Origin of the sequence: Arcobacter defluvii, assembly GCF_013201725.1 — a bacterium.
GTDB lineage: Bacteria > Campylobacterota > Campylobacteria > Campylobacterales > Arcobacteraceae > Aliarcobacter > Aliarcobacter defluvii.
On record NZ_CP053835.1, the window covers coordinates 602371 to 615750 of the forward strand.

General features: G+C 27.0%; 14 protein-coding genes. 9 read left to right on the forward strand and 5 right to left on the reverse strand.

Annotation, left to right across the window (positions count from 1 at the left end):
• Positions 1 to 3 precede the first annotated feature (3 nt).
• From peaA to qhpG, 8 genes are all read left to right on the forward strand, one after another.
• A complete protein-coding gene (peaA, locus tag ADFLV_RS03065; RefSeq protein ID WP_129010466.1) occupies positions 4 to 1602 on the forward strand; it encodes a quinohemoprotein amine dehydrogenase subunit alpha in 1599 nt (532 codons plus the stop codon).
• Positions 1603 to 1611: 9 nt separating this feature from the next.
• Positions 1612 to 2535, forward strand: a complete 924-nt coding sequence (locus ADFLV_RS03070; protein ID WP_228712360.1) for a radical SAM protein — start codon at positions 1612 to 1614, stop codon at positions 2533 to 2535.
• A gap of 134 nt (positions 2536 to 2669) precedes the next feature.
• Entirely contained in the window at positions 2670 to 2984 is a 315-nt protein-coding gene (locus tag ADFLV_RS15130; RefSeq protein ID WP_235664971.1) for an SPASM domain-containing protein, read from the forward strand.
• A gap of 13 nt (positions 2985 to 2997) precedes the next feature.
• On the forward strand, positions 2998 to 3318 hold the full coding sequence (gene qhpC, locus ADFLV_RS03075; RefSeq protein ID WP_129010467.1) for a quinohemoprotein amine dehydrogenase subunit gamma: 321 nt from the start codon (positions 2998 to 3000) through the stop codon (positions 3316 to 3318).
• A 16-nt stretch (positions 3319 to 3334) separates the two neighbouring features.
• Positions 3335 to 4468: a quinohemoprotein amine dehydrogenase subunit beta gene (gene peaD, locus ADFLV_RS03080; RefSeq protein ID WP_014473324.1), complete on the forward strand. Its 1134-nt coding sequence runs from the start codon at positions 3335 to 3337 to the stop codon at positions 4466 to 4468.
• A gap of 6 nt (positions 4469 to 4474) precedes the next feature.
• Positions 4475 to 6112 carry an ABC transporter ATP-binding protein gene (locus tag ADFLV_RS03085; RefSeq protein WP_129010468.1) on the forward strand — a complete coding sequence of 546 codons (1638 nt, stop codon included), beginning with the start codon at positions 4475 to 4477 and terminating at the stop codon, positions 6110 to 6112.
• The gene (qhpE, locus tag ADFLV_RS03090; protein WP_129010469.1) at positions 6105 to 6743 is read left to right on the forward strand and encodes a subtilisin-like serine protease QhpE; all 639 of its coding nucleotides are present in this window, start codon (positions 6105 to 6107) and stop codon (positions 6741 to 6743) included. The genes ADFLV_RS03085 and qhpE overlap by 8 nt, the downstream gene beginning before the upstream one ends.
• Positions 6730 to 8058, forward strand: a complete 1329-nt coding sequence (qhpG, locus tag ADFLV_RS03095) for a flavin-dependent monooxygenase QhpG (protein ID WP_129010470.1) — start codon at positions 6730 to 6732, stop codon at positions 8056 to 8058. Before qhpE ends, qhpG begins: the two co-directional genes overlap by 14 nt.
• A gap of 12 nt (positions 8059 to 8070) precedes the next feature.
• Here the strand turns inward: qhpG and ADFLV_RS03100 are convergent, their stop codons facing one another.
• From ADFLV_RS03100 to ADFLV_RS03120, 5 genes are all read right to left on the reverse strand, one after another.
• Positions 8071 to 9927 (reverse strand): GGDEF domain-containing protein, encoded by a 1857-nt coding sequence (locus ADFLV_RS03100; RefSeq protein WP_014473328.1) that lies wholly within the window; start codon positions 9925 to 9927, stop codon positions 8071 to 8073.
• An 84-nt stretch (positions 9928 to 10011) separates the two neighbouring features.
• Positions 10012 to 10719: a 1-(5-phosphoribosyl)-5-[(5-phosphoribosylamino)methylideneamino]imidazole-4-carboxamide isomerase gene (gene hisA / locus ADFLV_RS03105; protein ID WP_129010471.1), complete on the reverse strand. Its 708-nt coding sequence runs from the start codon at positions 10717 to 10719 to the stop codon at positions 10012 to 10014.
• Positions 10720 to 10730: 11 nt separating this feature from the next.
• Entirely contained in the window at positions 10731 to 11582 is an 852-nt protein-coding gene (locus ADFLV_RS03110; RefSeq protein ID WP_129010472.1) for a TIGR01777 family oxidoreductase, read from the reverse strand.
• A 13-nt stretch (positions 11583 to 11595) separates the two neighbouring features.
• Positions 11596 to 12204, reverse strand: coding sequence for an imidazole glycerol phosphate synthase subunit HisH (hisH, locus tag ADFLV_RS03115; RefSeq protein ID WP_014473331.1), 609 nt, complete (start codon positions 12202 to 12204; stop codon positions 11596 to 11598).
• 29 nt (positions 12205 to 12233) lie between these two features.
• Positions 12234 to 12806, reverse strand: a complete 573-nt coding sequence (locus tag ADFLV_RS03120; protein WP_129010473.1) for a ComF family protein — start codon at positions 12804 to 12806, stop codon at positions 12234 to 12236.
• 311 nt (positions 12807 to 13117) lie between these two features.
• Between ADFLV_RS03120 and ADFLV_RS15200 the strand changes: the two genes are divergently transcribed.
• A complete protein-coding gene (locus tag ADFLV_RS15200) occupies positions 13118 to 13243 on the forward strand; it encodes a hypothetical protein (protein WP_014473333.1) in 126 nt (41 codons plus the stop codon).
• Positions 13244 to 13380 lie beyond the last annotated feature (137 nt).

Genomic DNA, 13380 nt, shown 5'->3' on the forward strand with positions numbered 1-13380 from the left:
AAATTGAATTATAAAAAATTATCTAAATTAGGACTAGGTGCTTTAATAGCTTCTTTACCTTTATTCGCAGTAGATGCGCAAAAGGGTAAAGAGGTTATTAACAGTAAATGTATTGCATGTCATACTGGAAATACTGAAGATGGACTAAGTAGAATATCTGACCAAAGAAAAACACCTGAAGGTTGGTATATGACAGTAAAAAGAATGCAAAGAGAACATGGTTTAAAAATTACAAGAGATGAAGAAACAAATGTAATTAAATATCTTTCAGATAATCAAGGCTTAACACCAGATGAAATAAAACCTTATTCTTATGTTCTTGATAAAACTCCAAATGTTCAAGAAGAAGGGAAAAATGAGTTATTAACTGAAATGTGTGTTAGATGTCACTCAGAAGCTAGAATTGGACTTCAAAGAAGAACTTCTGATGAATGGAATAGTTTAGTAAATTACCATGTTGCACAGTTTCCTTCTTTTGAAGTACAAGCACTTGCACGGGATAAAGATTGGTTTGGTGTTGCTCAAAATGAAGTAGTACCATATTTAGCAGAAAATTTTGGAAAAGACAAAGCTAAATTTGACGAATATAAAAAGTCTATTAAAAACTATAAATTACCAACAAAATGGATTACATATGGATACACTCCAAGTATTGGTGATTTTACAGCAATTTTAACTTTAATTGAAAGTAGTGATGAGTCATATGCAATGCTTATGGATTATAAATATGCAAATGGACAAGAGTATAAAGCTAGAGGAATCGCTGTTGCTTATAACAAAACAGAAATTAGAGCTTCATTTGAGTTAAATGGAGTTGTTTATAGACAAATTTTACATCTAGATCCAAAAACTAATAGTTTTGAGGGAAGAATGTTTGAATCTTTACATACTGAACAAGGAAGTATCTTAACTGGAAAAGCTTTAAATTCTAAAGAGAGTTCAATAGTTGGTATTTATCCAAAAGCTATAAAAGCAGGAACAAAAGAGACTTTAACAATTGTTGGTACAAACTTAGCTGGTCAAGTTAAATTGCCAAGTGGTTTAAAAGTTTTAAAAACAGTTAAACATACAAAAAATGAGATAGTTTTAGAAGTTGAAGCATCAAAAAATGTAAAAACATCTTCAAATAATATTCAAATTGGAAGTAAGGTATTTAAAAATAGTATAGCAACTTACGATAAAGTTGATTATATTAAAATCACTCCTGATTATGCAATTTCAAGAATTGGAGCAGAAAAAGATGCAAAAATTTTAAAAGAGTATGCAACTTTTGAAGCTATTGCTTATGCAAATGGAAAAGATGGAGAAAAAGGTACAGCAGATGATATTAATTTAGGTGTTGTTCCTGCAACTTGGAGTATAGAAGCATTTGATGAGCAAGCAATTGAAGATAAAGATTTAGATTATGCTGGACAAATTGATGCAAAAACAGGGAAATTTACTCCTAGTGTTTCTGGACCAAATCCAAAAAGAAAATTAATGGCAAACAATGTTGGAAATCTAAGTGTAATTGGAACATATAAAGATGGTGATGTTGAGTTAAGTGAGAAATCACATTTGATTGTTACTGTTCCAAAATTTGTAAATCCACCAATTAATTAAGAATTTATCATGAGTATCAATAATTATAATTTAATAAAAACGAATTATCATATTTTAAAAGTAGATTCAAAAGAGTTTTTGTTTCATATTCCAACTTCTTCTGTTTTTGAACTATCAGCTGAAAGTGCAAATCTTTTAAGAAAGATGGAAAACAAAGAAGAAATAAATAAAGATGAAGAAGAAATAGTTGAAGAGTTTAAAGAGTTAAATATTGTCGGAAGTAGATTTTTTGTAAAAGAAGAAGCTACAAAAATAGAACATTTTCCTGCAAAGGCACTTGTTTTAAATGTAACTTCTGGATGTAATCTTAGTTGTACATACTGTTATAAAGAGGATTTAACATCTTTAAAAAACAGTGGTCAAATGACTTTTGAAATTGCAAAAAATGCTATTGATATGTTTTATAAAGAGTCACCACATTTAAAAGAGTATTCAATTACTTTTTTTGGTGGAGAACCTCTTTCAAATCTTCCATTAATCAAAGAGATTATTGCTTATGCAAATGATTTTTTTGGAAGTAAAGATTTGAAAATTGGTTATTCGATGACTTCAAATGCAACACTTTTAACTGAAGAGATTATTCACTATCTTCACGATAGTAAAGTGGATTTGACAATCAGTATTGATGGACCTGAATCACTTCATAATAAAACAAGAGTTTATGAAAATGGTAAAGGAAGTTATGAAAAAGTAGCTAAAAATGTAGCAAAACTATTGGCTATTTATAAAAACAGAACAGTTGGTGCTAGAGTTACGCTAACAAGAGGAATAACTGATATAAAAACAATTTGGAATCACCTAAGATATGATTTGAAATTCAAAGAAGTAGGGTTTGCTCCTGTTACTTCAGGGGATAATGACTTTTTTAATCTAAGTGATTTTGATTTGAAAAAGTATTTTCTGGATTTAGAGAACTTGGTGAAGATTATATAAATGAAGCAATTAAAGGTAATTTTAATGGTTTTTCAAATCTTCATAGAACAGTAATAGATATTCATGAAGGAAGAAAGAAAAAACTTCCTTGTGGGGCTGGAGTTGGATTACTATCAGTTTCATATAAAGGTGATATAGATTTATGTCATAGATTTACAGGTTCAGATTATCCATCATTTGGAAATATCACAAATGGTCTTGATAAAAAAGCATTAGGAACTTTTTTAGAAAAAAGAGCCAATGAAAAAGATACAAATTGTCAAACTTGTAGAATTAGAAATTTATGTGCAGGTGGTTGTTACCACGAAAGTTATATCAAATATGGAACACCTGAAAAATCAGTATTACATTATTGTGATGATATGAGAAGCTGGATTGATTTTGCTGTAGAAGCATATATAAGAATCAAAGCTGAAAATCCAGAATTTTTTACAAAATATTTTAAATAGGGGAATAAAAGAAATGAAACATTTAAAACCAATTACTCCAAAAGCTAAACTTTTAGATGAAGCTATAAAAGAGGGAAATGCGAACGAAGTTGTTGCAATGTCTAGTGTTGTTGGATGTGTAACAACGTTTGATCCAGGATGGGAAGTTGATAGTGATGGTGGAATAGCAAGTTTATGTCAACCACTAGAAGCAGATTTATATGGATGTTCTGATCCTTGTTGGTGCCCAACACAAGTTCCAGATACATCATCAAGTTATAAACATTGGGCAGATAAAGCACCTCAAAGTAAAGATGACTGGCGAGAATTAGACCACGTTTATCCAAAATTATAAGTAGAAGGTTAGAAATATGTTAAATAAAGAAATTATAAAAAAAGGTTTAGGATTATTGAGTTTATCAGTAGTTTTATCTTCAGGATTTAGTACAAATTTAAATGCTGCAAACGTTAAATTAGAATCAAATCATAATTATCTAGTTACAGAAACAAGACCAAATAATATAGTTTTGGCTGATTTAGAGACAAATAAAGTTATAAATGAGTGTAAAACAGATGAAACTTTCTCTCCTGGTGGGATTGTTTTATCTCCTGATTATAAAGTTGCTTATATCTTAGGTGGTTATGGTGAAGAAATTGCAGGTTATGAAATTGAGACTTGTAAAAAAGTATTTCATACTTCTTTAACACAAGGAAATATTAGAGCAAAATCTTTATTTGGACTAGCTGTAAATGAGGATGGAACAAAAGTTTATGCAATCTATAATAGAACAGAGATGTTAAATGACAGATATAAAGTTTTACCTCCACATTTCTCAGTTTATAATGTAGCTGATGGATTAGATGCAAAACCTGTTAAAAGCTTTGAAATGCCAAGACAAACAACAGTTGTTTCAACTGGCAAAGATGGTAAAGTTTATGTAGTTGGAACAGATTTATATGAAGTAAATCCAACTACTGGAGATATAAAAGTTGCTAAAAAAATAGTTAAATGGGGGAAAGAAGGTTATAGTGATTTAGACTCTGCTGCAAACTATATAATTGGACAACAAACAGGAGATTTAACAGCTTTATATGCAACTATAAAATATGATGACCCAAAAAATCCATCTGAAGATGCTGGAACTTGGTATTGGGGAATTACAAGTGTTGATTTAAATACAGGGGAAATAATCCAACAAAATATTTCAGAGTATGAAACTTTGATGTTTACAGCTATTAGAAGTCCAAAAGATTCAAATATCTTATATGGGGTTTTAAATGACTTAACAAAATTTGATTTAAAAGAACAAAAAGTGTTAAAAAGAGTTGTTACAGACCATACATATTATAGTGTTGTTCCATCAATGGATGGTGATAAACTATATCTTGGAAGTTGTTTAGATGACATTGCAGTTTATGATGCAAATACTTTAGAAAAAATTGGAAAAATCCAATTATCTGGAGATATGGGTTCTGCTGCACTTCAAGTATTTAAAACAAAATAGGTAAATATGTTTAAAAGTATCATTTATCCTCTCTTACGTAAAAATAAGAGAGGATTTTTTGTCATTTTCTTTTTTTCAATCTTTATATCAATAAGTGGTGCAATTCAACCATTTATTATGCAACATATTATTGATGATGCAATCTTAGCTTCAAACCTAAATCAACTATATATTTTAGTTGCTATTACTTTTTTCTTAACTATTTTTACTATGATAATTAGTGCAATAAATGAAATTTATTACACAAAAAACTCTATGAATATATTATTTGAATTTAGAAAAATTGTTTTTAATAAATTGTTTTTACATGATAAAACTTTTTTGAATAAATATCACTCTGCTGATTTGATGTCAAGACTTCAAGGTGACATAAGTGAGCTTCAAAGATTTTATACAGATACAGTTTTTTCTCTATTTTCAACTATCATTAGTCTTGTATTTATTTCAACTATTATTTATACATATAATATAAAACTAATGATACTTATACTTATATTTTTACCAATAGAGTTTTTTTGTTTAAAACCACTTTATCCTCATATGCACAATAGTACAAAAACTATGAGAGAATCAACTTCAAATATAGGAAAATTTTTTATTGAGAGTTTTAGATATTTGTTAGTTTTAAAAAATCTTGGAGCAAAAGAACAAACTTTAGAAAAGCTTGATTTTATTCAAGATGATTATAAAAAAGTTGTAATTAAAAATAAAAAAATAAATCTAATTTTTTCACAAATCCCTGCATTTATTTCACTTCTTGGAAAAACAATAATCATATCTTATGGTGGATATTTGACAATAAAAGGCGAGTTGAAAGTTGGTGAATTAGTCGCATTTTTGACATATTTTACGATGATTCTAGCACCAGTTCATACAATCTTAGGAGTTGTAAATAATCTTCCAAAAATGAAAGTTAGTCTAAATAGAGTTTTAGAAATATTGCCAAAAGATGAAAATATAGAGACTTTTAAAAGTTCAAATTTTGAGATAGTAGTAAAAGATTTAGATTTTTCTTATACAAATAATAAAATATTTGAAAATTTGAATCTTAATATAAAAGAGAAAAGTAAAATTGCAATTATTGGAAAAAATGGTGCAGGAAAAAGTACTTTTGGAGATTTACTTTGTGGTTTTTTAAAGGCTCAAGATGGAAATATATTTATTGGAAATGAAGAGATAGGAAAAAAGGATTTTATAAATTTTTCAAAATATTTAGTAAAACTTGAACAAACTCCAATTATATTTGATGATAGTTTAAGAGGAAATCTTCTTTTAGCAAATGATAAAGCAAGTGATGAAGAACTAATAAATTCTTTGAAAAAAACTGGTATGTTTGATTGGTACACTTCTCTTGAAAATGGTTTAGATACAAATATTTTTGAATCAGGAGCAAATCTTTCTGGTGGACAAAAACAAAGAATAGCTCTTTCAAGAATAATTTTATTAAATCCAAAAATTATTATTTTAGATGAATTTACCTCTTCTATTGATGAAAAAGACACACTTTGGTTTTATGAAAATATTTCAAAAATTTTTCCTGATTCAACAATTATTGCAATAACTCATCATCTAAATATGTTAAATAATTTTGATGAGGTTTATCTACTTGAAGATAAAAATTTAAAAGAGTATAAAAATGTCTAAAGAGATTTATGTAGCACTTATTGATAGTGGTTGTAGTTTTGAAACTTATGAAAAAATTGCTATTGATGTAGAAGATAATAAGATAAAAATAGAAAAACAAAAAGATATAAACTTTGAACATGGAAATGTTATAGGAAATATCATAAAAGATGAAAATATAAATATCTATGATATTCAGGTATTTGATAAAAATTTATCAACTACACCAAATCATATTTTTGGAGCATTGAATTATTTAAAAGATAAAAAAGTTGATGTGATTAGTATGAGTTTAGGTTTAAAAACAAACTATAAAGAAATAGAAGAGTTAATCAATGAATTTATAAAAAAAGGTGTAGTTATAGTTTCATCATTTCCAAGACGAGGAGAAGATTTAGTTTATCCGGCTTCCTATAAAGGAGTTATAAAAGTAACATCTGAGGGAATGTGTTTGGATGATAAAGTTGTAGCTTTAGATAAAGAAAAACTATTTTTTGGAGCAAATCCCTTTTCAAATGTAAAAAATGTTGCAGGTTCAAGTGTAGCTGTTGCAAAGTTTACAAAAGAGTTTTGTTTTTATTTAAAAAAAGGTTTTAAAAAAGAGGAAATTTTAGAAGAGTTTTCAAAAAGGATTGTAAATGAACCAAAATAAAAAAATATTGATTTTAGGTGCAGGAATTGCAGGTACTTCTACAGCTATTGGACTTAAAAAACTAGGATTTGATGTAACAGTTATTTATAAAAAAAGACCATTTACAGCTTATGAAGGATTTAGTGAAAAAACAAAAGAGGGACTTGTTTCACAAGGTTGTATAAATGCTTCAGAACTTTTAGAAAAACAATCTTTACGAAATTCAAATTGGGCAAGTAAAGCTGATAAAGTAAACTATGAATATGTTGTAAATAGAGTAAATTTAGATGAAAAATTACTAACTGATTTAAAGCAAAAAAATATAAAAATAATTGAAGCTAAAGTGGTTGGTTCAATTGATTGTTTAGATGAAAAACCAAAAATTGTTTATAAAATAGATGAAGAAAGATTTGAAATAAGTGCTGATTTTATAGTTGATGCAAGGGGAAGATTTACCCCTTATAAAGATGAATATATTTGTGGACCAAAAAGTTTTTCAATATTACAAGAGTTAGAATTAGAAAATATGAAAGAAAATAAAACTTCTATTGATTCAGTTAAAGATGGTTGGATTTGGCAAGCTTATGTAGGAGATAAAAAAGGTTATATTCAATTCTCTTGTGATGAAGAACTGGCAAATAAAATAAATGATTTTAGTGATTTACTAAAAGTTTTAGAAACACAAGATATAAAATTATGGAGTTTAAATAAATTCAAAGCAGTTGGAAAATTAGTTAAAAGAGATTCATTTTGTAAAATCCATAAAGAGATAATAAATAGTAAAATGATATTAATAGGTGATAGTGCTTCAAGTGTTGACCCACTGTCTGGAAATGGTGCTTTTCAAGCTATGAGTATGTCTAGTATTGCTCCATTTGTTATAAATACAATTTTAAATAAAGATGAAATTGAACAAAAAGTTGCAATTGATTTTTATAAAAGTAGGGTAGAGTTTATATTTGATAAGTTTACAAAAGTTGGAAAAGAATTTTATTTGTTAGAAAAAAGATTTGATAGTGAATTTTGGCAAAAAAGACAATCTTGGCCAGAAGAAAAAAATAATGATGCTTCTATAAATTTACCAAAAATAGAAAAAAGGGCAGTTGTAAAAGATGGATTTATAAATTCTAGTGAAGTAGTAATTACAAAGGATAATCCACTTGGAGCTTGTTATTTTGGGAATGTTGAGATAATTCAATTAGCTAAATATTGCCTAGAAAATAGTTTTGAAGAATCTCTAGATTATTTTGATATCTTTTGTAAAGAAAAAATGATTTCTATGAAATTATATAACTCTTTGAAAAGATGGTTTATCTCCCAAGAGATATTACTTTAATATCTCTTAGTTTTAATAACTATCTTTATCTCCATTTTTTAGAAGTTCTTTTTTAAATCTAATAACTCTATTTCTTCCTGTTGCTTTTGCTTCATATAAAGATAAATCAGCAAATTTAATACATTTCCAAATTTGATCAGTATCTTTTGGAAAGAAAGCATAACCAATACTAACAGTTTTACTAAACGATTCATTATTAAATGTAAATACAAGTTTCCCAAAATCTTGATTTATTTTATTTGCTAATTCTAAAGCTGTTTCTTCTGTTGGATTTTTCATTATGATTAAAAACTCTTCTCCACCAAATCTTATAATAAATTCATTTTCACTAATCGAATCTTTCATTGTTTGAGATAATTTTTGTAAAATTGCATCTCCTGCATCATGTCCATAAGTGTCATTTATCATTTTAAAATAATCAATATCCAAGAACATAATAGCAAATGTAGAACCTTCTCTTAGTTCATAAGGAAGTTTTCTATCTATAAATTCGTCTAAATATTTTCTATTATAAAGTCCAGTTAATCCATCGATTAGATTTCTTTCTCTTAATACATCCATTAAAAGTTTACTTTCTAAAATAGGTTTTGTTTCTTCTAAATATTTTTTGATTATACCAATTTGATATTTTACATGTTTCAGGCATTCTTCATTTTCACAAATTATATGTATAACAACATTTTTTTGTTCATTAATTAAAAATGGAATACAAATATGATTTGTATTCGCTGGACAAGTTGCAAGTCTACAAATTTCAGGGAAATTTTCAGAAGATACAATCGTATTTGTTCTTTCTGCTCTACATCTCTCTTTTATATTTTTTGAGATATTGCAACAAGGAATAGTCTCTTTTGTTGAGAAGATAATTTTTCTTTCATCTTTTATTAAGTCAGTTTCAAAAATAAAGAAATCTTGAATTTTTAATTTATCTTTTAAAACTTGAATTAATCTATAGTAAATATCATCTTTTGTTAAATCAGTTTCAATTGTTTTTTTATAATTATAAATCTCTGATATATCTTCAATTATATCTTGTGCAGTTAATAATTTATCATTATTTACATTTGTAGATCGATTATGCACAAAAGTAGTAAGATTTTTTTCAATTCCTGTTAAAACAGTCTCAAGTTTTTCGATAAGTTCATTTAACCAAACAGAAGCTTCCTTATCTTCTTTTAAAACACCAGCTTTTGCTCTTACACTATAATCACCTTCGTGAACTTGTTTTAATACTTCTGTAATAGAGTCAAAAGAACTTGTGTAAGGTTTAATTTTTCTACTTATATAAATTAGAATGAATATTAAAAATACAGATATTATTGCAATAATATTTAATAAAACAGCAATACTTGAAATTCTATCTTCTTGAATATCAAAAGTTAAAGAAATAGCTCCTAAAACTTCCCCTTCTTTTGCATTATGACATGATAAACAATTTGGTTTATCAAGTGAAGAAGCAGTATACGGAATAGTAATTCTTAAAGTTGCATTTGTTAAAGATTCATCTATTAAAACTTCTTCTTTCCCATTTTCTAATACTTTTTTATCAATATCATCTCTTGGAATTTCATTTGTTAGTTTAGATTTACCAAATTGATTACTAACACTTTTTGCTCTAATAATCCATAAATCTTTAACTTCTTTTAATTCACTAATTCCATTTAAAAAAGTATCTCTTTGATCCATGTTTCCATTAACCATATGTGAAGTTAATGATTTTTTTACAATATCTGCCGTTAAATAAGCTCTTTTTTTTGCACTAACATATCCACTTTGTCTGGAACCAAGCGCCACTAAAGCAACAATTACTATAGTAAGTAATGAAACCATAGAGAAAATAATAATAGTTATTTTTTTGTTAGAGTTCATTTACACGCCTTCACAAATCTTTTTATATTATAATATCATAATATTATTTCTAATAAAATACTTTTTCTAAATAATTTAATAATTTTATAAAATTTTGAATGCCTCTTCTAAATCAAGTCTTCCTTCGTAAAATGCTTTTCCAACTATTACACCTGAAATATTTCCATTGTTTTTGCAATTTATAATATCTTGAATATCTTTTACTCCACCACTTGCAATTGTATCAACTCCTGATGATAAAGCAATAGATTCAGTAAATTCAACATTAACTCCACAAAGCATTCCATCTTTTGAAATATCAGTACAAATAATAGCTTGAACACCTGCATTTGCAAATTCTTTAGCTAAATCAGTTGCTTTCATAGTTGAAACTTCAGCCCAACCTTCAACTGCAACCATTCCATTCATTGCATCAATTCCAACAGCAATTGGATATTTTGAAGCCATTTTTTTTACAAATATTGGATCTTTTACTGCAATTGAACCTAAGATTAATCTGTCAACACCAAGTTCTAAATACATTTTGATAGTTTCTTCATCTCTAATTCCACCACCAAGTTCAATTTTTAAGTTGCAATTTTCTCTAATTTTTTTGATTTGTTCTAAGTTTGCTGGTTTTCCAGCAAATGCTCCATTTAAATCAACGATATGAACCCATTTACTACCTAATTCTTCAAATCTTTTTGCTACTTGCCATGGCTCATCTGAATAGATTTTAGCACTATCCATAAGTCCTTTACTTAGTCTTACAGCTTTTCCATCTTTTAAATCAATCGCAGGTAAAATATCCATTAAATAAATCCTTAATTACATAAATTTTCTATTGTTTCTTCTATTGTTCTAAATTTGAATTCAAATCCTAAATCTAATAATTTCTTTGGTATTACACTTTGTCCATCAGTTAAAACACGTGCACCTTCACTAAAAATAAGTTTTAAAACAAATTCTGGTACTGGAAGTATAGTAGGTCTTTTTAGTGTTTTTCCTAAAGCAAGGGTAAGGCCTTTGTTTGTTGTTGGTTTTGGAGCAGTTAGATTAAAAATATCTTCATAAGAATTTTCAATCACAAATTTGTAAGCATTTAACAAATCGCTTATATGAATAAATGAAAATGCTTGATTTCCATTTCCTATTGTTCCTCCAAGTCCTAGTTTAAAAGGAGTTAACATTTTTTGTAAAGCTCCACCATCACGTCCAAGAACAATACCAAATCTAAAAATAGAAACTTTTGTTATTTCATTTTTTGCTTCTAAAGCTTTTTTCTCCCAATCTTGACAAAGATTTGATAAAAAATCATTTGCAAAATTTCCATTTTCATCATAAATAGTTCTATTATCATAAATACCAACAGCAGAAGTAGAAATTAGAAGTTTAGGTTTATTTTGAATATGGTTTATAGCATTTACAATTTTAGATGTAGTATCAATTCTACTTGAATAAAGAAGTCTTTTATAAGATTCACTCCATCTATTAATTATATTTGCCCCAGCCAAATTTATAACAATATCTGAAGAATTTAATACTTCTTCTAAATTACTTTTATTATTTAAAATTTCTCTTGATAAAGGAGTTATTTTATAACCTAAATTAGAAAAAAATTTTGTTAAACTACTACCAACAAACCCACTAGCACCTGTTATTGCAATAGTTTTCATGAGAATTCCTTTTTTATTTTAAATTCATAAAGTTTTTTAAAATTTTCAATCCATTATCATGTGATTTTTCAGGATGTGGTTGAAATCCATAAATGTTATCTTTATTTACGGCACTTGCAAATTCATATCCATAAGTTGTTTTACCTATTATATTTTCTTCTCTTGTAACAGCATGATAAGAGTGAACAAAATATAAATATGGATTATGCAAACCTTCAAATAATGGATGTTCTTTATTTACAATTGTATTCCAACCCATATGAGGAATTTTAAAATCTTCATGCATTTTTGTTTTATCAAATTTTACAACAACACCATCAATTAATCCTAACCCATCTGTATGACCAAACTCTTGAGAACTTTCAAATAAAAGTTGCATTCCAAGACAAATTCCAATCATTGGTTTACCACTTTTTGCAAATTCATAAACAGCTTCATTCATACCTGTTTTAATTAAATGTTCCATTGCATCTTTATATGCACCAACACCAGGTAATATAACTCTATTAAAATTTTTTAAATCTTCAGGATTTTTAACAATTGTTGCTTTTGCATCTAATAAATGACAAGCGTTATAAACACTCGCTAAATTTCCCATGTTATAATCAATAATTCCTATCACTTTGTTCCCTTTGTAAAAAATAAATTATACTAAAGTTTTGCATCAGCTAGGGTTAAAGAAAATAAAACCTGATTATTTCTTTTTTCTAAAACTTTTTTTGCTTGCTTAATTGTAGCACCTGTTGTAATTAAATCATCACATAAAATTGTCATTTGATTAGTAATATTTGTAACTTGAAATTTTCTTGGATTTTTTTGTCTAAATTCTAAATCTTTTCCAGCATATTTCACTATATTTGTAGCTTTTAATGAGTTGTATTTTGGAGTTATAAATTGTGATTTTAGATGTTTTGCTAAGATTGCAGTATGAGAAAAATCATGACGTGTATGGTCATCAATTGGGATTGCAAATACTTGGTTTGAAAAAGTAAAATTTTGAGCAAATTTGGCAAAAGATAGTTTGGCAAGAATATTAAAAACTCTATCTCCATGAAAATAGTATTTTGAAGAGATTAAATCTTCAAGTTCCGATAAAGAATAAAATGAATAGTTAAAAAATCCATCTTCTATTTCTCTTTTATGGAAAGAGGGTATTAAAAGATTTTTTTGACAATCTCTGCAGATAATTTCAAATGATAGGTTTTTACAGGTTAAGCATAACATGAAAATAATAATATCATAAATTATGTTTATTTCTTTAGGGTGATACTTTTTTCTTTTCTTTTTAGTAAAGAAAAGAAACAAAAGATGTAATCCTGCTTGCAGGCAAAAGCGTTCGCAGGGATTCAAAACAGCTAAAAAATATATCTAAATTCTAAAATTTGAAAACTTGACTTCGTACCTCAGTCTTCAGACAGTTCAAATTTCTTTACGAATTTAGATATATTTTTTTTAACGCTATTTTGAAAATGCTCACATTTTAAGAGCGTAGTTCAGATTTTGTTATAATGATTGAAATTATTTAAGGTTGTAATATGGAAATGGAAAAATTAGTATTACTTTTAGTAGGTGGTGTAATAGGTTTTATCGCATCTATTGCAAAAGATTATTTTGTTGAGAAAACAAAAAAGAAGATTAAAGAAAATTTGATTATGATTTAATAAAAATTGAAATGATAATAAGCATTTATTCAGAAACATTAATAAAAGACTATAATTAAATAATATCCCAGATGCATAAACTTGATAAATTAGAAGAAAATGATAAATATACAAATTTATATCATAATTTTTATAAT

Excerpts from the sequence above, each read along its gene's own strand:
- ADFLV_RS03070 (WP_228712360.1), top strand. The coding sequence starts at position 1,612 with ATGAGTATCAATAATTATAATTTAATAAAAACGAATTATCATATTTTA.
- qhpC (WP_129010467.1), top strand. The coding sequence starts at position 2,998 with ATGAAACATTTAAAACCAATTACTCCAAAAGCTAAACTTTTAGATGAA.
- peaD (WP_014473324.1), top strand. The coding sequence starts at position 3,335 with ATGTTAAATAAAGAAATTATAAAAAAAGGTTTAGGATTATTGAGTTTA.
- ADFLV_RS03085 (WP_129010468.1), top strand. The coding sequence starts at position 4,475 with ATGTTTAAAAGTATCATTTATCCTCTCTTACGTAAAAATAAGAGAGGA.
- qhpE (WP_129010469.1), top strand. The coding sequence starts at position 6,105 with ATGTCTAAAGAGATTTATGTAGCACTTATTGATAGTGGTTGTAGTTTT.
- qhpG (WP_129010470.1), top strand. The coding sequence starts at position 6,730 with ATGAACCAAAATAAAAAAATATTGATTTTAGGTGCAGGAATTGCAGGT.
- ADFLV_RS03100 (WP_014473328.1), bottom strand. The coding sequence starts at position 9,927 with ATGAACTCTAACAAAAAAATAACTATTATTATTTTCTCTATGGTTTCA.
- hisA (WP_129010471.1), bottom strand. The coding sequence starts at position 10,719 with ATGGATATTTTACCTGCGATTGATTTAAAAGATGGAAAAGCTGTAAGA.
- ADFLV_RS03110 (WP_129010472.1), bottom strand. The coding sequence starts at position 11,582 with ATGAAAACTATTGCAATAACAGGTGCTAGTGGGTTTGTTGGTAGTAGT.
- ADFLV_RS03120 (WP_129010473.1), bottom strand. The coding sequence starts at position 12,806 with ATGTTATGCTTAACCTGTAAAAACCTATCATTTGAAATTATCTGCAGA.
- ADFLV_RS15200 (WP_014473333.1), top strand. The coding sequence starts at position 13,118 with ATGGAAATGGAAAAATTAGTATTACTTTTAGTAGGTGGTGTAATAGGT.